At 35.8% G+C, this 23,207-nt stretch carries 18 protein-coding genes and 1 other annotated feature; of the genes, 1 reads left to right on the forward strand and 17 read right to left on the reverse strand.

What is annotated here, in order from left to right:
* Positions 1–342: 342 nt before the first annotated feature.
* From ACFVR1_RS15145 to ACFVR1_RS15220, 16 genes are all read right to left on the reverse strand, one after another.
* Positions 343–2,985: a valine--tRNA ligase gene (locus tag ACFVR1_RS15145; protein ID WP_387585197.1), complete on the reverse strand. Its 2,643-nt coding sequence runs from the start codon at positions 2,983–2,985 to the stop codon at positions 343–345.
* Between the two features lie 45 nt (positions 2,986–3,030).
* Positions 3,031–3,256 (reverse strand) — a binding site (T-box leader).
* Between the two features lie 225 nt (positions 3,257–3,481).
* Positions 3,482–4,141: a hypothetical protein gene (locus ACFVR1_RS15150; protein ID WP_387585199.1), complete on the reverse strand. Its 660-nt coding sequence runs from the start codon at positions 4,139–4,141 to the stop codon at positions 3,482–3,484.
* An 89-nt stretch (positions 4,142–4,230) separates the two neighbouring features.
* The gene (gene hemL / locus ACFVR1_RS15155; protein WP_387585201.1) at positions 4,231–5,526 is read right to left on the reverse strand and encodes a glutamate-1-semialdehyde 2,1-aminomutase; all 1,296 of its coding nucleotides are present in this window, start codon (positions 5,524–5,526) and stop codon (positions 4,231–4,233) included.
* Entirely contained in the window at positions 5,527–6,510 is a 984-nt protein-coding gene (hemB, locus tag ACFVR1_RS15160; RefSeq protein WP_387585202.1) for a porphobilinogen synthase, read from the reverse strand. It abuts the gene before it with no gap.
* Positions 6,510–7,271 (reverse strand): uroporphyrinogen-III synthase, encoded by a 762-nt coding sequence (locus ACFVR1_RS15165; RefSeq protein ID WP_387585204.1) that lies wholly within the window; start codon positions 7,269–7,271, stop codon positions 6,510–6,512. The genes hemB and ACFVR1_RS15165 overlap by 1 nt, the downstream gene beginning before the upstream one ends.
* On the reverse strand, positions 7,264–8,193 hold the full coding sequence (hemC, locus tag ACFVR1_RS15170) for a hydroxymethylbilane synthase (protein ID WP_387585205.1): 930 nt from the start codon (positions 8,191–8,193) through the stop codon (positions 7,264–7,266). Before hemC ends, ACFVR1_RS15165 begins: the two co-directional genes overlap by 8 nt.
* A 19-nt stretch (positions 8,194–8,212) precedes the next feature.
* The gene (locus ACFVR1_RS15175; protein WP_387585206.1) at positions 8,213–9,040 is read right to left on the reverse strand and encodes a cytochrome C assembly family protein; all 828 of its coding nucleotides are present in this window, start codon (positions 9,038–9,040) and stop codon (positions 8,213–8,215) included.
* 185 nt (positions 9,041–9,225) lie between these two features.
* Entirely contained in the window at positions 9,226–10,590 is a 1,365-nt protein-coding gene (gene hemA / locus ACFVR1_RS15180; protein ID WP_387585207.1) for a glutamyl-tRNA reductase, read from the reverse strand.
* A gap of 701 nt (positions 10,591–11,291) precedes the next feature.
* The gene (gene yihA / locus ACFVR1_RS15185) at positions 11,292–11,873 is read right to left on the reverse strand and encodes a ribosome biogenesis GTP-binding protein YihA/YsxC (protein ID WP_387585209.1); all 582 of its coding nucleotides are present in this window, start codon (positions 11,871–11,873) and stop codon (positions 11,292–11,294) included.
* A gap of 4 nt (positions 11,874–11,877) precedes the next feature.
* Complete coding sequence (gene lon, locus ACFVR1_RS15190; protein ID WP_387585210.1) at positions 11,878–14,193, reverse strand: endopeptidase La; 2,316 nt, start codon at positions 14,191–14,193, stop codon at positions 11,878–11,880.
* A gap of 226 nt (positions 14,194–14,419) precedes the next feature.
* Positions 14,420–15,688: an ATP-dependent protease ATP-binding subunit ClpX gene (gene clpX, locus ACFVR1_RS15195; RefSeq protein WP_387585212.1), complete on the reverse strand. Its 1,269-nt coding sequence runs from the start codon at positions 15,686–15,688 to the stop codon at positions 14,420–14,422.
* A gap of 166 nt (positions 15,689–15,854) precedes the next feature.
* Positions 15,855–17,135, reverse strand: a complete 1,281-nt coding sequence (tig, locus tag ACFVR1_RS15200) for a trigger factor (protein ID WP_387585213.1) — start codon at positions 17,133–17,135, stop codon at positions 15,855–15,857.
* Between the two features lie 122 nt (positions 17,136–17,257).
* Positions 17,258–18,262 (reverse strand): hypothetical protein, encoded by a 1,005-nt coding sequence (locus tag ACFVR1_RS15205; RefSeq protein WP_387585214.1) that lies wholly within the window; start codon positions 18,260–18,262, stop codon positions 17,258–17,260.
* 436 nt (positions 18,263–18,698) lie between these two features.
* Complete coding sequence (locus tag ACFVR1_RS15210; RefSeq protein WP_387585215.1) at positions 18,699–19,073, reverse strand: YolD-like family protein; 375 nt, start codon at positions 19,071–19,073, stop codon at positions 18,699–18,701.
* On the reverse strand, positions 19,073–19,294 hold the full coding sequence (locus tag ACFVR1_RS15215; RefSeq protein WP_387585217.1) for a transcriptional regulator: 222 nt from the start codon (positions 19,292–19,294) through the stop codon (positions 19,073–19,075). The genes ACFVR1_RS15210 and ACFVR1_RS15215 overlap by 1 nt, the downstream gene beginning before the upstream one ends.
* A gap of 83 nt (positions 19,295–19,377) precedes the next feature.
* Entirely contained in the window at positions 19,378–21,204 is a 1,827-nt protein-coding gene (locus ACFVR1_RS15220) for a DNA ligase D (RefSeq protein ID WP_387585218.1), read from the reverse strand.
* A gap of 114 nt (positions 21,205–21,318) precedes the next feature.
* On the opposite strand from ACFVR1_RS15220, the gene ku reads away from it, so the two are divergent.
* Positions 21,319–22,146 (forward strand): non-homologous end joining protein Ku, encoded by an 828-nt coding sequence (ku, locus tag ACFVR1_RS15225; RefSeq protein ID WP_387585219.1) that lies wholly within the window; start codon positions 21,319–21,321, stop codon positions 22,144–22,146.
* Positions 22,147–22,455: 309 nt separating this feature from the next.
* Here ku and ACFVR1_RS15230 read toward each other — a convergent pair whose 3' ends face one another.
* The gene (locus tag ACFVR1_RS15230) at positions 22,456–23,088 is read right to left on the reverse strand and encodes a hypothetical protein (RefSeq protein ID WP_387585220.1); all 633 of its coding nucleotides are present in this window, start codon (positions 23,086–23,088) and stop codon (positions 22,456–22,458) included.
* Positions 23,089–23,207: the final 119 nt, after the last annotated feature.

A 23,207-nucleotide genomic window follows, 5' to 3' on the forward strand; every position in this document is an offset into this window, starting at 1 on the left:
ACTGATTTATGTGGTGCTCAACCTGGGGTATGTGGCAATCAAACTACTTTATGAGGTATTCAGCCTAGATATGTGGTGCTCAGCTGTGGTTATGTGGTATTCAAACTGATTTATGTGGTGCTCAACCTGGGGTATGTGGCAATCAAACTACTTTATGAGGTATTCAGCCTAGATATGTGGTGCTCAGATGTGGTTATGTGGTATTCAAATTGATTTATGTGGTGCTCGTCCCAATTCATGTGGTACTTAACTTGTAGTTTGTACTACTCAAACTACTTAATGCTTTCTTCGCCACAAATAAAAGAGTGAACCGAATTAAAAATTCGACTCACTCTTTATTTTTTACATATTTTTTAACTCTTCTAAACGCTTCATTACTGCGGCGTGTTTCTCTAAATAATCCTGCTCTTTTGCACGTTCTTCGGCTACTACTGCTTCCGGCGCTTTAGAAACAAAACGTTCGTTCGATAATTTCCCTTGAACTAACTTCACTTCTTTTGCCCATTTTTCTAATTCTTTTTCTAAGCGGGCTTTCTCAGCATCAATGTCAATTAGTCCTTGTAATGGTAAGAATAATTCTGCTCCTGAAACAACTGCTGACATTGACTGCTCTGGTGCCACAATTCCTTGGCCAATTACAAGTGGCTCAGGATTGCAGAAGCGTTCTAGATACTTCGCATTTGCCTCTAATACTGTTAAAGTTTCATTATCTTTAGCTGAGATGTACAATGGTACTTTTTTACTCATTGGCGTTTGTACTTCTGCTCTAATATTACGAACGGATCGGATTATTTCCGCTAATAATTTCATACTCGCTGCATCTTCTTTATTGGAAAGTGCCTCATTTACAGTAGGCCAAGGAGCTAATGTAATAGACTCTCCTTCATGCGGAAGGTTTTGCCAAATTTCTTCCGTAATGAAAGGCATAAATGGATGTAACAAGCGCATAGTATTGTCTAATACATAGGCAAGAACAGACCGAGTCATTTTCTTCGCTTCTTCATCTTCTCCATTTAAAGGAAGTTTCGACATCTCAATATACCAGTCACAAATATCATCCCAAATGAAGTTATATAGCGCTCTACCCACTTCGCCAAATTCATATTTTTCGGATAGTCTTGTTACTTGGTCTATTGTTTCATTCAAGCGAGTTAAAATCCATGCATCTGCAACGGACTTTTTACCTTCTAAATTAATTTCATCAAACTTTAAGCCATCCATATTCATTAATGCAAAACGAGACGCATTCCAAATTTTATTAGCAAAATTCCATACTGCTTCTACTTTTTCTGTAGAAAAACGTAAATCTTGCCCTGGAGAAGAACCAGTACTCAAGAAATAACGAAGCGAATCAGCACCATATTTATCTATCACTTCCATTGGATCAATACCATTTCCAAGTGATTTCGACATCTTTCGACCATCTTCTGCTCTTACTAACCCATGAATCAGAACATCCTCAAATGGTCGTGTTCCAGTAAATTCGATACCTTGGAAAATCATACGAGAAACCCAGAAGAATATAATATCATAACCAGTTACAAGAGTATTTGTTGGATAGTATTTTTTAAATTCTTCATTCTCAGCATCTGGCCAACCAAGTGTAGAGAATGGCCATAAAGCTGAGGAGAACCATGTATCTAATACATCATCATCTTGTCGCCAGTTTTCAACATCCGCTGGCGCTTCATGTCCAACATACACTTCTCCAGTTTCATTATGGTACCAAGCAGGAATTCGGTGTCCCCACCATAGTTGACGAGAAATACACCAATCATGAATATTTTCCATCCATTGTAAATACGTTTTTTCAAATCGTTCAGGTACAAAATTTACTTTACCTTCTGCTTGCTGTAATTTAATAGCCTCGTCTGCAAGTGGTTGCATTTTAACAAACCATTGCGTAGAAAGATATGGTTCAACAACTGCTCCACTACGCTCAGAATGACCTACAGAATGAAGATGTTCTTCAATTTTGAATAATACACCAGCGTCCTGCAAATCTTTTACGATTTGTTTACGGCAAGCAAAACGATCCATTCCTTCGTAGCCAGCAGCATTTTTATTCATCGTTCCATCTTCATTCATTACTAAAATACGTTGTAGATTATGGCGGTTTCCAATTTCAAAGTCATTTGGGTCATGTGCAGGCGTAATTTTTACTGCTCCACTACCAAATTCCATATCCACATAGTCATCCGCGACTATTGGAATTTCACGGCCAACAATCGGAAGTTTAACCATTTTTCCAATAAGATGTTTGTAACGAGAATCTTCTGGATGAACAGCTACTGCTGTATCTCCAAGCATTGTTTCTGGTCGAGTTGTTGCAATATTTATAAAACCAGTACCATCTGCAAGTGGGTACTGCATATGATAGAATGCACCCTGTACATCTTTATGGATTACTTCGATATCAGAAAGAGCCGTTTTGGTTGCAGGATCCCAGTTAATAATATATTCACCGCGGTAGATTAGTCCTTTGTTATACAGCTTTACAAATACCTCTTTTACAGCATTTGAAAGACCTTCGTCTAATGTAAAACGTTCACGTGAATAGTCTAAGCCAAGACCTAGTTTTGACCACTGCTCACGAATATGCCCAGCATACTCTTTTTTCCACTTCCAAGTTTCTTCTACAAATTTTTCACGCCCTAAATCGTAACGTGTAATATTTTCTGAACGCAATTTTTCTTCTACCTTTGCTTGTGTAGCAATTCCAGCATGGTCCATTCCCGGTAACCAAAGTGCATCAAATCCTTGCATACGCTTCATACGTATTAGAATATCTTGTAATGTAGTATCCCAAGCGTGACCTAAATGTAATTTCCCTGTAACATTTGGTGGGGGAATTACAATTGTATACGGTTCTTTCGCACTTTCAGGATGCGCTTCAAAGAATTTTCCTTTTAGCCACCACTCATAGCGACCTTTTTCGATCGATTTCGGATCGTACTTTGTGGGCATTTTTGTTTCATTTGTCATAGTTTGCTCCTCCTAAAAAAGAATATAAAAAAACTCCTGTCGTCACTAAAGGACGAAGGAGTTTGTTCGCGGTACCACCTTTATTCGCAGATGCAAATATCACATCACGCTCTCAATTAGATAACGGCTTCAAACCGACTTTTGCTACTAATCGTTCACAAAAGTTGCTCCTGGGCTACCTTCAAACGGTGATTAACAGAAACATTTCAGCAAATTGTTTCCTTTCTTTCGATAACCAATTCATTTTACTCTTCCCAATCTTTGCATCAATATTTAGTTGTTCATATTGTACCTAATCTTATGTTATGTCGTCAAGTCAATTCACGTGAAAGGAGAATGTACGATGAGAAGAGGATATAACCCTCATTTACTCCCAGAGCGGTTACGAATAGTACGTTTTTACGTCAAAGGAATTATTGTTCCTGTTTGTGGGTTTCAAACAATACGTGTATTAATCATACCGTCGACTTGGGATTTCTTTTTACTTGCTTTTTTGTTATTGCTCTGCTTTTTGTTTTATAGAGACATAATTTGATGGAAACGTTAATTTTGACATTCCATCATCTAGATTAAATATAAATTGAAGCTCCGATTCCACAACATTTGAGCTTTCTACATGTTCTGTTTCTTTCGGAATTGTTTGTTTTACTTCTTGTTTTAATTCATGTTCTACTTCATGTTGTACTTTATGTTCTGCTTCTTTTTTTACTTCTTTCACTAATTCCTGCACTACTTCCATTTTCTTTTCTTCTGGAGCTTCGTATTCACAACGTACTAACCAAGCTATTTCAATAGACGCATGCTCGGTTGTATTTGTATTTACATGTTTAACATTCAAAGTTGGAGAACTGCCAGTTTTCACTTTATCTTTTGCGATATCCACACTCATAGGCACAGCATATTCAAAATAGCCTACTTCGCCCTGTACATCCAAATCCTCAATTTGAGTAAACTCACTTGTAGCATGATGTGCATGTTCTCCTTCTTCGAATTCAACATGACATGTGATATGATAGATCCCCATTATTTGAATAGAGTCTCCTGTTACTTTATGTTCGTATTGTGGGGTAACTTCTACCTTTTTAACTTCTTTTGGTATTCCAAAGCTTTTTGGAAAAAGAAACTGTTCTTTTACGTCCCATACTTTCACTTCCATTTGTCATCCTCCTTTATATAGGACAACTTATGTAAGAACTTCTTAAAATATGAAAAAGCCTCATAAATAAATATGAGACTTTATCTTCTTTATTTTTTTGAAAGTTTTTCGAAGACAGTATGGAAAGCTTGTACCGTTTTTTCGATATGCTCTTCAGTATGTGCACTTGATAAGAACAATCCCTCAAATTGAGAAGGAGGTAAATAAACACCTTCTTCGGCCATTAAACGGAAATATTTAGCAAACAGTTCTAAATCAGATGTTTTAGCAGTATCGAAATTAATTACATCCTCATTTGTGAGGAAGAATCCAATCATAGATCCAGCACGGTTCACAGTATGTGGGATATTATATTTAGTTGCTGCTTCACGGAAACCTTTCTCAAGTAAATCACCAAGTTTAATAAAATGCTTATACGAATCTTCCGTTAAACGTGTCAGTGTTTCATATCCAGCGGTCATCGCAAGTGGATTACCGGAAAGTGTTCCCGCTTGATAGACAGGGCCACTTGGTGCAATCATTTCCATAATTTCACGTTTACCACCGAAAGCACCAACTGGTAGACCACCACCAATTACTTTACCGAGGCAAGTTAAATCAGGCGTAACACCAAAATATCCTTGTGCACAATTATAACCAACACGGAATCCTGTCATTACTTCATCAAAAATTAAAACAGTTCCATATTGTTCCGTCAATTCACGAAGGCCTTCTAAGAATCCTTCCACCGGAGGTACAACTCCCATGTTTCCTGCAACTGGTTCTACAATTACTGCGGCTAAGTCATCACCGAAGTTTTCGAATACATGGCGAACACTTTCTAAATCGTTGTACGCTACAGCAATTGTATTTTTCGCAATCGATTCTGGAACACCAGGACTATCTGGTAAACCTAGTGTAGCGACACCAGATCCAGCTTTAATAAGCAAGCTATCACCATGTCCATGGTAACTACCTTCAAATTTCAATATTTTATTTTTCCCTGTATAACCTCGAGCTAATCGAAGTGCACTCATTGTCGCTTCTGTACCAGAAGAAACCATGCGTACCATTTCAATAGATGGAACACGTTCCATCACAAGTTTTGCAAGTTTGGTTTCAATCAAAGTAGACGCTCCAAAGCTTGTACCAGTTTCAGCAACTTGTTGAATAGCTTTGACGACATTAGGTTCAGTATGACCTAAAATAAGTGGTCCCCAAGATAGAACATAATCGATATATTCGTTGCCATCAATATCTGTAAGAATAGCTCCTTTTCCACTTTCCATGAAAATTGGATCCATATCCACAGATTTAAATGCACGGACTGGACTGTTAACTCCACCTGGCATTAATTCTTTCGCTTCAGTAAATGCTTGTTTTGATAACTCATATGATTTAGTCATTTATTTCTCCTCCAACCAACGCGCAACATCTTTTGCATGATATGTCAAAATGATATCTGCTCCAGCACGTTTCATACCTGTTAATGATTCTAGAACAATCTCTTTCTCATTAATCCAACCGTTTGCTGCAGCAGCTTTAACCATTGCATATTCACCACTTACATTATAAGCTACGATTGGCGTAGCGAAGTTGTTTTTTACATCACGAATAATATCTAAGTACGCAAGGGCTGGTTTCACGATTAAAAAATCTGCCCCTTCTTCTACATCAGACGCTGCTTCGCGAATTGCTTCCATACGGTTAGCATAATCCATTTGATATGTTTTACGATCACCAAATTTAGGAGCACCGTCTGCAGCATCACGGAATGGTCCGTAATATGCAGATGCATATTTTACAGCATAAGACATTATTGGTACATCGGCGAACCCGGCTTCGTCTAATCCTTGACGGATTGCTGTTACAAATCCATCCATCATATTTGAAGGTGCAATAATGTCCGCTCCTGCTTGCGCTTGGCTAACGGCAGTTTTCGCTAATAAGTCTAATGATGGATCATTTAAAATTTGTTCGTTAGCATCAACTACACCGCAATGTCCATGATCTGTGTATTCACATAAACAAGTGTCAGCAATGACTACTAGGTGTGGATGACGATCTTTGATTAAGCGAATACCTTCCTGAACGATTCCATGGTCATGGAATGCTTGAGTGCCCACTGCATCTTTTTCTTTTGGAAGGCCAAAAAGAATAACGGAAGGGATTCCAAGGTCAACTACTTCATCTACTTCTTCTCCTAAACGATCTAATGAAAATTGGTAGACACCTGGCATCGAAGCTACTTCATTTTTAATATTTTCCCCTTCTGCCACAAAGATTGGATAAATTAAATCTTCTTTATGTAAATATGTTTCTTTTACCATTGCTCTAATTCCAGCAGTTTTTCTTAATCGACGATGACGTTGAAAAAATAATTCTTTCATTACTCTCTCCCTTTCCAGTCCACTAATTTATGGATTACTTCTGTTAATACATAGACTTCTGGCATTACTTGAACAGAAGCACCTAAAGATTCTAAATGTTCTTTTGTAATATGTCCGATCGCACATACGGTAAGTGCCTTATACCCTGTCCTCTTTCCGATATATTGATGAAAGACATTTACAGTTGATGGACTTGTAAAAATAATAGAACAATTTCCATCGTTTTCAACTAACTCTTTTACTTTTTCAATATTCTCTTCCACTTCTATGGTTTCGTAAATGATCCACTCATCTACATGGTTTAATAAGCCACTTGTAATTGTATCTTTTGCAAGACTTCCCTTTAAAAAAATACATTTTTCATTTGAAGAAGATACAGTAGGAAATTCCTTCACAAATACATCTGCACTAAAAGTGGTTGGCATAAAAGTTACATTTAAGCCTATTTTTTCAGCTGCATATGCAGTTTTAGAACCTACCACTGCAATTTTGGATTTGAACAATGAAGGTTCCAGTCCATGTTTTTTCAATTTCGAATAAAAAGCATGAACACTACTTTGACTAGTAAAAATCAACCAATCATAATTTTTGCATGCATTTAATTGTTCCATATCTGTTCTTGAAACAATTTCTTTTGTCGCAATAAGTGGAGTAACTATTGGGTTTCCTCCATATTGAAGAGTAAGTTCTACAGCCTCTGAAGACCTTAATATACCTGTAAATATGACGTTCTCTCCATGCAAAAGCATCTGTTTAGACATTTAAATCTGCCTTTACTTTTTGAATCAGGTCATATGCTCCTTGCTCTGTAACTAAACGCGCTACTTCTTTACCTGCTATTTCCGCATCTTTACTTGTAACTACTTCTTTAAACACAATAGATGCGTCAGGAGCTGCAACTAAACCAGTCATTGTAATTCCATCGCCACTAATTATTGCATGTCCTGCAATCGGCACTTGACAACCGCCGTCCATCGCTGCTAAAAATGCGCGTTCTGCATGCACGGCATCCCATGTATCTTTATCGGATAATTTTCTCAGCTCTGCAAGTAATTCTGTGTCTTCTTCTCGACATTCAATAGCAAGTGCCCCTTGACCAACTGCTGGAACACAATCTTCAATTGATAAATATTCAGTGACTACTTCATCACTCCAACCAAGACGTTTTAGACCTGCTGCTGCTAGTATAATCGCATCATATTCGCCGTCTTGAAGCTTTTGTAATCTCGTATCTACATTCCCTCTTATCCATTTGATTTCGATATCTGGACGTAACAACAAAAGCTGTGCGCTTCTTCTTAAACTACTTGTCCCAATAACTGCTCCTTTTGGAAGATCAGCAAATTTTACATGTCCTGTTGAGATGAATGCATCTCGCTCATCTACACGTTTAGGTGTACATCCCATTACGAGCCCTGGCGGTAATACAGAAGGCATATCCTTCATACTATGTACAGCAAAATCTATTTCTTTGTCATAAAGTGCTTGTTCAATTTCTTTTACAAAAAGACCTTTTCCACCAACTTTTGATAATGTCACATTTAAAATTTGATCGCCTTTTGTTACGATTTCTTTTACTTCAAATTCAAAAGGTACTCCAATATCTTTCATTTGCTGAATGAACCAATTTGTCTGTGTTAAAGCTAATTTGCTTCTTCTAGAACCTACAATAATTTTACGCATGATTTCTCTACCTTTCTTATTACCAAAGATGAAATTGTGATAATGGACTGATTAATAAAAAATTAATTAAAACAAATAAAAATGCATATATGTGAATCCATGCATAATTCGTTCCTTTAAACCTTGCTTGTTTTCTTAAAAGAAGGACAACGATATAGATTACCAACAAAACTAGGGAACTAACAATTTTAAAGTCAAAAATAGAAAATACACTTAATGATACATATGCCCATTCTAACCCAAGGACCAAACTTACAAACAACAGAGGGATTCCAATTAATATTGCTAAGGTCATACCTGTTTCCGCCTGTTTTAAAGATGGTAACCTTGAAAATTGCTTAGACCATTTTTTCTTTTTTAGTACACGATACAAGATTAAATATAACGATGAAAAAACGAAAGAAAGTGAAAAAGCTGCATATGCTAACATCGCAAATATTATATGAATTACTAATAATTCAGATTGGAGTGCACCACCAACTGCCGTTTGTTCTAATTGATTTGGTGCAAATGTATGTATCGTCATGAAAATAAATCCAATTATATTTAAAAAGAATGCAGGCAAATCAAGTCGAAATACTAATTGCAATATAATGGATAATGTAATAATAAGCCAAGCATAAAAATAAATCCCTTCAAATAGCGATAAAATCGGGAATCTCTTAGTTTCTATAATATACATTACTAAAAAAACCGTCTGAAGAAATGACACTATGGAAAGTAGCAACACTGCAATACGATGTGCACTACGATCTTTATTTAGATAATCGACAAAATAAAAAACAAGGCTAACGGATTGTAGAATGACCATTATCTCGTGTAGCCTTATCATCGCAAGATCAGTCATTAATATGCTCCTTTATTATATATAAAGCGGAAGTGCAGTGTTTAAAGAAATATATTCAAAAATCTCGACATCTTGTGGTCACCAACAGTCATCGCCTAGAAAGGTAATGCTTTTTAATATATAAAAAGACGTTTTCTATATCTATTATGACATACAGATACAAAAACGCCTCCTTTTTTACTTCATTAATATGATACTTCTTCTTGTAGGTTATGGGATGTCAATAATGATTGCTTTATATCAACTTTTGCTTTTTCTGCTTGTACACTAATTTCTCGCTTTACATCCTCTTCAATTCCAAATATTTGTTGGAACAATTGAAGTTGCTCAGTAGATTCTTTAACTGCCGATAATTCTTTCACTTGCAAAATCGGCTCTTTTAACAACTGATTAATGATTGATTTTGTATGCTTACTAAGCACTTTTCGCTCACGTTCTGTTAAATTAGGCAGCTTGTTATCAATTGAAGCCATTGTCTCTTCTTGAATACGATTTGCTTTTTGTCTAAGTGCCGAAATTATCGGTACAACTCCTAATGTAGTAACCCAGTCATTAAATTGGTTTATTTCTGTTTGAATCATCTCTTGAATTTGAGCAGCTGCACGTTCACGTTCTACAAGGTTTGCTTCTACAATGCCTTGTAAATCATCAATATCGTAAAGAAATACATTCGGTAAATCACCGATTCGAGGATCTAAATCTCTTGGCACTGCAATATCTACCATAAATAATGGTTTTCCTTTACGCAGACGTTCTACAAATTGCATTAGCTCATAATCAATCACGAAATCCGTTGATCCAGTTGAACTAATTAATATATCTGCTTCTAATAGAGCACATTGTAGTTCATCCATAGGTTTTGCTGTGCCATCAAATTTAGAGGCTAATGCTTCTGCTTTTTCAAATGTACGGTTAATGACCGTCACTTTACCTGCTCCACTACCATGCAAGTTTTGAATAGCAAGCTCACCCATTTTTCCTGCACCGATAATTACTACATGCTTATGATTTAGTGAACCAAAAATTTTCTTGCCCAGTTCCACTGCTGCATATGAAACGGAAACTGCATTTTCTCCGATAGCTGTTTCTGCATGTGCACGTTTAGCAAATGTAACCGCTTGTTTAAATAATTGGTTGAAAACTGTTCCTGTCGTTCCGTTCTCTTGTCCATTTAGAAAACTCTTCTTCACCTGACCTAATATTTGAGTTTCACCAAGAACCATCGAATCAATTCCAGCCGTTACTTGGAATAAATGATTATTCGCTTGGTCATCTTCGTGAATAAATAAATAGCGGGAGATGTCTTCTAGTGGTATACCAAACCAGTTTGCTAAGAACTGCTTAACATAGTATTTCCCTGTATGTAACTGATCTACAGTCGCATAAATTTCTGTACGGTTACAAGTAGAAACTATCACGTTTTCTAATATGCTTTTTTGTTCTTGTAACGCTTGCATTGCATTCGGAAGCTCTGTTTCAACAAATGAGAGCTTTTCTCGAATTTCCACTGGAGCAGTACGGTAATTGACACCCACCACGATTGTATGCATGGAATAATGCCACCCTTTCACGTTCATTTCTATAAATTCAATTATACCATAGCATTTTCTTTCGATCAGAAACAATTGTGAACAAGCTATGAAATAACTACTACCTAAATTAGAATTATTATAATTTAATTTTAACAAAATACGTTGATCAATACAAGGAAACCAACCAATGTTCCAAAAAACGCATTATTCAAATAACTTTATTCAAATTCAATACTACTGATGAGATCTATAGGAAAAACTCCGAGTTCGAAAATATCATATATGCCAGGTAGATATATTACCGAGGATTTCCGTTTTAGGTGGACGCTTTCCGCGGGGTGAGCGCTGAACCATCACCGCCGCTTTCGCGTCGTTGTGATGGTTCATCTGTCTCACAGAGGAACAAAGGCTAAGAGCGCCACATCGTGTGGCGACGCCTTCGTGACCAACATCCTGTTGGCCTCCCGCTGGAGTCGCCACCTTTCACTACAATCCATTAAGTGTTCACAAAGAGGATTGAATTATTTGTAAACATAGTGAACATTCCATCTTGCAATCCGAAAAAGAGATGCTATTTCACAGGACGATATTCCATAAACTCTCTTTTAAGAAAAGACGCTAGCACCATTTAAGTCTGTTTCTGATCGCATAAAAAAAACTGATTAGTTAGAGGATATTATTCCCTAAATAATCAGTTATAATCTCATTTTTAAATACTATTACATTCTGTTCTCAATTTCTGCCCAAGCAGCATCAAAACCAAGACCGGTTTCAGAAGAAAATACAACTAAAGGATCAGTTTTATCCATTTGCAGTTCATCTCTTACCATTTTCTTATGTTTATCCCATTTTCCTTTTGGAATTTTATCTGCTTTAGTAGAAATAACAATACACGGAATATTATAATGCTTCAAAAAATCATACATCATGCAATCATCTGCACTAGGTGGATGTCTTAAATCAACAATTAATAAAACCGCTTTTAAAATAGAACGAGAAGTAAAATACGTTTCAATCATCTTTCCCCATGCAACTCGTTCTGACTTAGAAACTTTCGCATATCCATATCCAGGTACATCTACAAAAAGTAAATCTTCTTCTAACTTATAAAAATTTAATGTTTGAGTTTTCCCAGGTTTTGATGAAATACGAGCCATGCTTTTTCGACCAATCATTTTATTAATGAAAGAAGATTTCCCAACATTTGATCTTCCTGCTAGGGCAAATTCAGGTAAATCTCCTTCCGGATATTGTGCTGGCCTTACAGCACTTATTAATAGTTCTACATTATTCACTTTCATGCTCTCACTCCTCTAATGCTATTTGAAGTACCTCTTCAGCATCGGAAACAAGCTTAAAAGTTAAGACCTCTCTAACACTCTCTGGTATATCTTCAATATCGCGCTCATTATCTTTTGGACAAATAATTGTTGTTAAACCTGCGCGATGTGCACTTAATGTTTTTTCCTTCAAACCACCAATCGGCAAAACTCGCCCTCTTAGTGTCACTTCACCCGTCATACCGACTTCTCGTCGAATTGGACGTTTAGATAATGCTGAAACTAATGCAGTGACAATTGTAATCCCCGCAGAAGGTCCATCTTTTGGTACTGCTCCTTCTGGAACATGTATATGAATATCAAATTTTTCGTGGAAGTTAGGATCAATTCCAATTTTTTCTGCTTTCGAGCGGACAAATGACAAAGCTGTTTGTGCTGATTCTTTCATAACATCACCAAGCTTACCAGTTAGCTGTAATCTGCCATTACCAGGAGATAAGGAAACTTCAATTTGTAAAGTATCTCCACCTACCGTAGTATAAGCAAGTCCAGTTGCTACACCAATTTGGTTTTCTGTCTCTGCTTGTCCATAACGGAATTTTTTCTTACCAATTGTTTCTTCTAAGTTTTTAGAAGAGATTATCACACGCTTTTTAGTGCCGGAAACAATTTGAAGAGCTGCTTTCCTACAAATATTCGCAAGTACGCGCTCTAAACTTCTCACTCCTGCCTCGCGGGTATAATGACGGATTACGTCAACAATCGCTTCATCTTTTACTTGGAGTTGCGTTTTCGATAAACCATGTTCTTTCACTTGTTTAGGTAGTAAATGATTTTTGGCGATCGAAAGCTTTTCTAATTCAGTATAACCGGCTATCGAAATAATTTCCATTCTATCTCGAAGTGGACCTGGAATTGTACTTAGATCATTGGCAGTTGCAATAAACAAAACATTCGATAGATCATATGTTTCTTCGATATAATGATCACTAAATGTACTATTTTGCTCCGGGTCTAACACTTCCAACATTGCTGCAGAAGGATCTCCTCTAAAATCATTCGACATTTTATCGATTTCATCTAATAAAAATAATGGGTTTATAGTGCCTGCCTTTTTCATCCCTTGAATAATACGTCCAGGCATTGCCCCCACATACGTTCTACGGTGTCCACGAATTTCTGATTCATCGCGAACTCCACCAAGCGAAATCCTGACAAAATTACGTCCCAATGATTCTGCAATCGATTTTGCTAATGAAGTTTTCCCTACCCCAGGAGGGCCAGCTAGACAAAGAATTGGTCCACGAAGTGATTTCGTCAATTGACGAACAGCTAAATATTCTAAAACTCTTTCTTTCACTGACTCCAAGCCTTCGTGATCACGGTTTAATATTTGTTCTGATCTTTTTATATTAAGTGTGTCTGCAGTTGCTTTGGACCACGGTATAGAGACAATCCAATCAATATAGTTTCGAATGACGCCGCTTTCAGGGGCTTGAGTTGGAAGTTTTTCATAACGATCTAATTCTTTTAAAACATTATTTTTCGTAGTTTCTGGTAAACCTGCATCCTCAATCCTTTTCTTCAATTCTGCAACTTCACCGGTTTTACCTTCCTTATCACCTAGCTCTGTTTGAATGGCTTTCATTTGTTCACGAAGATAAAATTCTTTTTGCGTTCTTTCCATTGCATTCTTTACACGGTTACTAATTTTCTTTTCCAAGTTTTGAATTTCTTGTTCATTGTACAGACGGCTTATTAATGTTTCTAAACGCTCTTTTACATCCATAATTTCTAAAATTTCTTGTTTTCCAGAAATTTTTAAGGGTAAATGAGAAGCAACCATATCCGCCAGTCTACCAGGTTCTTTAATATCTACAACCGACTTATAAGTCTCTTCTGAGACGCTCTTCGATGCCTTTGAATACTTTTCAAAATTATGTATTAAAGTTCGCATTAGCGCTTCGTCTTCTTGATCTGCTTTTTCTGGTTCAATATAGGAAGACACTGAAACTTCATCGTACGTTTCTCTTTCTTTGTAGTCATCCCAAATAGCTCTTTGCAATCCTTCAACTAAAACTCGAAAAGTTCCATTTGGCAACTTTACCAATTGTTTGACATCTGCTAAAATCCCAACATCGTATAAATCTTCTACCTTTGGATGTTCTAAATTCATATCCCTTTGGGCAATAAGAAACACTTTTTCTTCACGTAACATTGCTTCGTTTATAGCAGCAACAGAACGTTCTCTACCGACATCCACATGTAGAACCATTGTTGGATACACCAGAAGGCCTCTTAGTGGTAGTACAGGATAATAAGTTTTATTTTTTTCCGCCATTTTGGAAAGTCACCTCCCTTTAATTCTGTCCGATTTATGCACTAATTAAACACTAACCTTCCTTACCAGTTACTATCTTCTCATCCTATTTCTAAGCTCTTTGGAGGAGAACTTCGGCTTGGTCTAAGTGGACTACTTGCGCATTTATAACATAAGGAGAAAAAGCCGACATCCTTGATTGCACTTAGCAAGCGCATATTGGAAGCCAGCTTATTTCAATGGCTTATTAAGCCGATGTTTTTTCATTATCTTTTTTTACTTCAGTTCCATCTTCTAACAAAAGCTTCGGCGTTGCTTGCTCAGTAATTGTTTCTTTTGTAACAACACATTCCGCAATATCATCTCTTGAAGGCAACTCGAACATTACATCAAGCATAATATTCTCAATAATTGAACGAAGTCCACGAGCACCCGTTTTACGCTCGATTGCTTGTTTCGCTATTTCTACTAATGCTTCATCTTCAAATGTTAATTTCACATTATCGAGTTCAATCATTTTTTGATATTGTTTTGCTAGAGCATTTTTAGGTTCCGTTAATATTTGCACAAGTGCTTGAACGTCTAATTGTTCTAGACTAGCCAATACTGGTAAACGTCCTATAAATTCAGGAATTAAACCGAATTTTAATAAATCTTCTGGTATTAGTTGAGCAAGTACAGAGCTCGACTCCACCTCTGCTTTATTAGGATTTGCTCCAAACCCGATAACTTTTTCGCCTAAACGACGTTTAATAATTTGTTCAATCCCATCAAATGCCCCACCAACGATAAATAAAATATTCGTTGTATCAATTTGAATAAACTCTTGATGTGGGTGCTTACGTCCTCCTTGAGGCGGAACACTTGCAACTGTACCTTCTAAAATTTTTAGAAGGGCTTGTTGAACACCTTCACCTGAAACATCTCTAGTAATGGAAGGGTTTTCGGATTTTCGTGCTACTTTATCTATTTCATCGATATAAATAATCCCTTTTTCTGCTCGTTCTATATCGTAATCCGCTGACTGAATTAATTTTAAAAGAATATTCTCTACATCTTCACCCACGTAACCCGCTTCAGTTAATGATGTAGCATCAGCTATTGCAAATGGAACATTAAGAATACGTGCAAGAGTTTGAGCAAGTAATGTTTTACCACTACCAGTCGGACCTATTAACACTATGTTTGATTTAGATAATTCGACTTCATCTATTACGCTATTTGAATTAATTCGTTTGTAATGGTTATAAACAGCTACTGCAAGTGATTTTTTTGCTCGCTCTTGTCCGATTACATATTCATCTAGTATAGATAGTATTTCTTTTGGCTTTGGAACTTCTTTAAATTCTATTTCTTCTTCTACACCAAGTTCTTCTTCTACAATCTCCGAACACAAGTCGATACATTCATCACAAATATATACTCCTGGTCCCGCGACTAACTTACGAACTTGTTCTTGTGGTTTACCACAAAAAGAACATTTTAAGTTCCCTTTTTCATCATTAAATTTGAACAAAATATTCACCCCTATTCAAGCAATTATCTTACAAGATTCTTTAGAAGGAATCAAATAATAAGTTTAAGTATGTCTAATAAAGTCAGAAAATTTATGTATAGATAAAACAAGGCACAGACAATAATACTGTACCTTGCTCTATTTATTATAACGCTCTTTACTCGAATTATGAAATTTTTGCGTTTTCTACTAAGAAGTCAACTGTTTTTTGGAAACGTAAATCGTTTTCAAGTACAGCAGTACCACCAAGTGCTTTCTTAATATCTTCAGCTGACATATTAAATTGTGCACCCATTTTTTCAAGTTCTGCATTTATATCTTCTTCATTTACTTGAATTTCTTCTTTTTCGCCAATTGCTTCAAGTGTTAATGAAACTTGTACGCGTTTTTTAGCATCTTCTGCCATTTGTCCACGTAGTGCTTCTTCATTTTGACCTGAGAACTGATAGTAAAGATCTAAGTTCATACCTTGTTGTTGTAAACGTTGACCAAACTCTTGTAGCATGCGATCAGTTTCAGACTCGATCATTACTTCTGGAATATCGATTGTTGCGTTTCCAGCAGCAGCCTCTACTAGATCATCACGAAGAGTTTGTTCAGCCAATTGTTTTTTCTCTTCAGCAGTTACTTCTTTTAGTTTTGCGCGTAATCCGTCGATACCTTCTACTTCAGCATCTACTTCTTTTGCAAAGTCATCATTTAATTCAGGAAGTTCTTTTCCTTTTACTTCCTTCACAGTTACTTTAAATACAGCCTCTTTACCAGCTAATTCAGTAGCGTGATATTCTTCTGGGAAAGTTACTGTTACGTCTTTTTCTTCACCAGTTTTTGAACCGATTAACTGTTCTTCAAAACCTGGGATAAATGTGTTAGAACCGATTTCTAAAGAGTAATCTGTTCCAGCTCCACCTTCAAACGCTTCTTCTCCAACAAAGCCTTCAAAGTCAATAACTGCAGTATCGCCTTCAACAATTGCATCTTCTTTTACTACAAGTTCTGCTAATCGAGCTTGTTGACTTTGAAGTTGCTCTTCGATTTCTGCATCTGTTACTTCTGTTTGTAGTTTAGTTACTTCTAAACCTTTGTAATCTCCAAGAGTAACTTCCGGTTTTACAACAACTTTTGCAGTAAACACAAGTGGTTGTCCTTTTTCCATTGTTACGATATCGATTTCAGGACGATCAACTGGATCAATCCCAGCTTCTTCTACAGCACTTCCATAAGCATCTGGAAGAATGAAATCTAAAGCATCTTGGAATAAAGATTCTACACCATACATTTTTTCAAACATTGGACGTGGCATTTTCCCTTTACGGAAACCTGGTACATTGATTTGTTTTACTACTTTTTTGAACGCTTGGTCTAAACCTTTTGTTACTGCATCTGCAGAAACTTCCACAGTTAAAAGACCATTATTTCCTTCTTGTTTTTCCCATTTCACTGACATATATTCTACCTCCAAAAATAAATTACATAATTTAGCAGCCTGTAAAATAAGTAACAGGACAGGTTTTCACTAATTATATTGACAACTTGTATATTATAGCATAGTTGAATAGACTTTCAACATTAATCATTATCTATTATTGCGGTAGACTCGTCCAATATTTTGATGAAATCATACAACTCATTTGGTTGCTCGTTTTCTTTTCCTAATAATGTCTCTACATAATTTATATAGCCCTCTGCTACCTCTTCATCACTGTATCCCTTCCAATCGAACGGGAACAATGAATAAGCATGACTACGAACTAATCCAATTGTCATCTCGAATTTAGAAGGATTTTTTTCCGAAAATTTATGAACACACTCATTTATAGATTCAATTCTATCCACTGCATTTGGTGCTGGTGGCATTACCGGGTTGATCTTTTCTTTAAAGCCAAACTTTTCAATTAATACCTCTGTTGTTTCACCAATTGCTCCAAGGACTAATAAAGCAAGTGACTGAACTGCGGGATAAACTTTTTTGCTTTCAGCAATTTGAATTATATTCGGTATAGCTTCCGTTACATCTTGGAAAAAGGAATCTTGCAATAATTGCTCTTGCTCCTCTAATCGTAGCTTTGTAAATACATCTAATTTGAATTTTTCCAATTCTATATTAGACGTATAAGAACTATTCTTCTCTAATAGACTTTCCTGCTCCATTGCTAGTTTTCCACTTAGTTCTTTTAACTGAAGGAAATTTTTTTTCCTTTCCTTCGAAAATCTTTTATCTACCAGTAGTTTATTTAATACAGTATCAATTTCATTGTAGTCTTTCAAATCAAGTAAAATAGTTAAATATAATTCAACAATTTGTTCAAGCATAGGAGATTTTTTCTTCATTAATCTCTCACAAATTTCTTTTGCTTCTTGTTGACGTTTTGTTTCTAACAAAGTAAGTATATAAACACTCAAAATCATATCATCTAGTTCCACATGCTTCTTCGCTTCATCAAAACATCCTGCCGCTTTCACATAGTTATTTTCTTCAGCAAAAGCTAAACCATCATTTATTAATTTATTAACCATTCCTGGAAAGAAAATAACATTTTCATTGTTTTTTAGGCCATATTTTTTTTCCTTCATTTTACTCGCCTACCTTTACCATCGATATGTATATACTATATCATTTTGTACTTTTTTCCTATGCTTTCTTCAAAATAATTGTAAATACTCTCCTATCTTTGAGAAAAGGAGGGTATAAACTTAAATGCTGGATAAGAAAAACCGGGCAAAAAAACGCCCGGTCCTTTTAAGATGAGTAATCTAGAAATGTCTTTGATTGCCGCTATGGCGGACGCTTTTCGCGGGCATGGCTTCAGTCTCCTAGGCCAACAGGATGTTGGTCATGAAGGCGTTGCCTCAGGGAAGAGGCGCCTTTAGCATTCCTTCCCTCTCCTGCGGTGCCTTCCGCGCGTATAATCAAGCTCGCTATTTATATTCCCACTATAGATTGTATTAAACATATTTTTTTATATTTTATATCCATTACATCTCGGTGTTATTTCCACTTCTTTTTGTTCTACTCAAATATAGTCACGTCAACTATTTCACTCAAAGTTAATGTAAATGATTGAAAGGTATCTTCCATTTCAATTACTCGTCGATTTAAATCCACCCAAGTAATCCTACCCGCCCGATAAAAAAATTCACCGTCTTTCCATGTTTTCATTTCCACATCTACATTTCTTTTCATAGCAATTTCTATTAGTTCTTGTATTGTTTCTAAATCCCATTCATCTAATTGTGGACGTGGTGCTTTCTTGGATTCTTCGTTATATTGTCGAATGAGTTTAACATGTTCCGGTAACATCATGGCCACCCACTTTTTTGAACCTCTATCTTGGACTTTAGATAAATCGAGTTTTTCATCGAAGTGATCATTTAAATAAGTCATTAGATTATATCCTTCTTTCTGTTCATGACAGGAATGCAAGCGAGAATATTTTCAATAAGGAAAGTACGTTTTGCATGTCGCGTGAAACAATATGCTTGAAATGATTCACCTTGTAACTTCAATACTTTTATCCGCCGTTTCGTGACTTCGCCACTTCTCGATAAATACATAACATCCATTAATTGTCCATAACGCATGGTTTTCAAAAGACTTTCTTTCACATTGACCCCTCCACAAAGAACGTTTGTTCTTATTTTATACAAACATATGTTTTATATCAATGGAAAATACTTCTGTACTCAAATTATTTATTCTTTAACTGGTTAAGAACATTTGCAAACTTTTGACCATCTATTTCTTGTCGAAAACCATGAAATGGATTAGCTTGCTTATTCAAACGATCTAGAACGGATGGAATTGTAAATAAATCAGGCTTAAGTGAATCGCACACTTCATCCCATTTTAACGGGGTCGCAATTAACCCCTGCTCATTCCCCCTTGGAGAATAGGGTGCAATTATCGTTTTACCTTCATGATGCTGAACATAGTCCAAGTACAGTTTATTATTACGATTCTTTTTTAATCGTTCAGTAGTAAACCATCGTGGATCTTGTTCACATAAGAAATCACAAACAAACTTCGTAAACACACGAGTATCCTCATAGGAAAAAGTATTTATAGGCAGCGGAATATAAATTTGAATTCCTTTACCGCCAGAGGTTTTCACAAAAGATGGTAGTTCAAAATGATCAAATATAGCTTTCATTTGTAATGCTGCTTCGACTGCTAAAGAAAATTCTTTAACAGAAGGTGGATCCAAATCAAAGACAATTTCGGTCGGTTTGCTTGTTTGGATAGTTTGGAAAGGAATGTGTAGTTCTAAAGCAAGTTGGTTTCCAAGCCACAATAAAGATTCCACATTATTACATAAAACAAAACAGTTATCATCAACTTTCTCTGTTGTTATAAAACTAGGGAGATTATCCGACCAATTTTTTTGATAAAATTTTTCTCCTGGAGATCCATGTGGAAATCGAATGACAGTAAGTAGTCGGTCCCTTAAAAATGGAAGAAGATAAGGAGAGACAATTTGTAAGTAATATAAATAATCATCTTTTAAAATATTTGTTGCTGGCCAAACTGGTTTTTTAGGATGAGTTACTTGTAATTTTTCAGGAAGTGGATAAAGTTGCCTTAGCATTTGCTGCCAATAACATTCGCTTGCCTCCTTTTCAAAATTAAATGCATGAAAACTTGGTTCTCTTAAACTTTTTCCATCAAAATCTATACAAGCTATCTCTACACAAATGGATGGCTCAAGAATCCAAACATTTTCAGATGTTTTTGTTCCATTGGCTTGAAATAATGCATTTAAAGTTTTTAACTCCTCTTCTTTAAGACCGTGACGGAAAGTAACTACTTCCACAAGTTGTTCATTATGATATACGGAACCATGAAAATAGCTATTGCTTTTATCATATTTTATTAAGACAACACTTACATATCTCCAGTTCTTTATTTTTAACCAGTTAGCACTGCGTTTATCTTTATCCCAACTACTTGTTTTCCTCTTGGCAATTATCCCTTCTCCGTTATTTACAACTATCTCGTCCCACAATATTTCACTATTTTGAAAAACATTTATTGCTTGTATACGATTAATATCTTCATAATCTATTGAAATAGGTAGATTAATGCTTTGAAAGAGTTTACTCAATTGTTGCTTTCGTTTTGTAAAAGAATTACTAGTTTGGCTTTCTCCTTTAAATTTCAGAAGGTCAAAAGCAATATAATGGCAAGGAAAAGATTGAGAGTGATTCCTAATACTATTTTCATTTTTCATTCGTCCTCTTGCTTGAACAGTAGAAAAGTTACTTTGAAAATTATTCTTCAAGTAAACCAACTCCCCATCAAATGTTAATGGCAAGAAAGGACAAATACGTTCATACATTTCCTGACAAAATCGAATGATCTCAGGAAACATTGAATTTAAATTTTTTCCATTTCGGCTTATAAGAATTGGTTCGTTTTCCCAAATTAATATACACCGAAAGCCGTCGTATTTTGCTTCATATAACCATTCTTTACCTATCGGGATTTCCGTTGCATCCGTTAGTAGCATTGGCTTCAATTTTTTCCCCTCTTTTCTATCTCTTTCTTCTAGCTTTTGATTATTTATCATGACTAATACATAAAATCATCAAAAGATTACATAGTAAGAATAAAACGAAGAAGGTGAAGATATATGCATACGGTTTGGAAAGGAAGTATTAGCTTTGGTCTAGTCAATATTCCTATTAAGCTTCATTCTGCGACCGAGAATAAAGATATAAAACTAAGACAATTGCACAAAGAATGTCATACCCCAATTAGTTATCAAAAGGTTTGTGAAGGTTGTAAAAAAGAAGTGCAAAACGAAGATATTGTAAAAGCATATGAGTACTCTAAAAATAAGTTTGTCATTTTAGACGACGAAGAGTTGGAGAAATTAAGAAAAGAAAACGAAGACAAAGCAGTGGAAATAATTGATTTTGTGAAATTAGAGGAAATTGATCCTATTTATTTTGAACGTAGTTATTTTATGGCTCCGGATAGTGGTGGAGGAAAAGCCTACTCACTTTTGAGAAAAACTTTGCTCGATTCCGGGAAAATAGGAGTAGCCAAAATAATAATCCGCTCCAAAGAGCAATTGGCTGTCGTTCGAGTATATAAAGATACACTATTGATGGAAACTATACATTTTCCAGATGAAGTGAGAAGCAGTGCAGATGTTCCCAACATCTCGAGTGAACAAATAGTTGTTCAAAAAGAACTTGATACAGCGCTTCTATTAGTAGAACAACTAACGACAACTTTTGATCCCGAGAAATATACAGATGACTACAGAACCGCATTAATGGATTTAATTGAAGAAAAGAAAGCTGGTAATAATACAATTACAACTACCGAAAAACAACCAGTCGTAGCATCTAATGTGACCGATTTGATGGCAGCTCTCCAGGCATCCCTTGATAAAACAAAGAAGAAAAAGCCTACTACAAGAAAAAGAACAGCGAAAGCAAAGACATCATAAAACTAAGAAAAGCGTAAGAGTCTTTAAGGTGCATCTTGTTCTTCAGTATTGCCCGTAGATTGGCTCGTGAAATGACGGTGTCGCTTTAATAGCGCCAACCATGACAGGTATCAAGTCTGTGTATGTATTTCCAATATCACATACTCATCGGAGAGATCTAAAACTTTTTCAAAAGTCATGCCATGATAATATGTCTGCATGGTCGCTTGTATGATTAGTAATAGATTTCCAACCATGGGTATTTCACCAGTTTCATTTTCCTCCTAATATAAAAGCACCCTCGAATGAGAGTGCTTTTTTTGATATTTATTATTCATTTAAAGCATCTGGATAAACGACAGTATCTAATACTTCTCCTGAAGTTTCATCTTTAATAATAATTGTAACTTTATAGTTGTCTGGATTAACACCATTAAATAGTTGAAAATACATACCAGATATACCTAAACCAAAACCAGCAATCCCGTCAAAGCTATTTTGAAATTTTTCTTTATCTACAAGCAAAACAAATTCAGAGAAATCTTTATTGTACGTAACGTCTTTTATAGAGACGAAGTCATCGCTGTTCTTTGTTTCTTCTATCCCTTCCAAAATGCTGTCCTGCATTTCTTTCAACATTTCTTTATGTTTAGCCTTAGACATCTTATAAGTGAGTGAACCATCATCGTTTTTTGTAACTTCATCTACACCATCTTTTTTTGCTTCTGAAATAACTGACTCAATGTCTTGTCCTTCGAACATTGAAGCTGGCAACTTAATTTCCACGTTCAGTAATCCCTTATCTACTTCTATTTTTTCGCTTTTTGTTTCACTTTTTTCTTCTTTTTCAGTATCTGCTTGCACTGAGTCACTTTCTTGAATACTTTTAGTGTCTTCTTTCCCACAAGCTACTAACACAGACCCCATCAGCATAATCAATATTAATACTAAAACCTTTTTCACGTACTCTCCTCCAAATGTGTTCAAATATGTGAAAATCTTACCACAATGTGTAGGTTGATCCAACAAATTTTAAACTCCAGTAGGGTTTGTGACAGTGATATCACTTTGCAAAATCATCC

It is taken from the genome of Psychrobacillus sp. NPDC058041 (assembly GCF_042885655.1).
GTDB lineage: Bacteria > Bacillota > Bacilli > Bacillales_A > Planococcaceae > Psychrobacillus.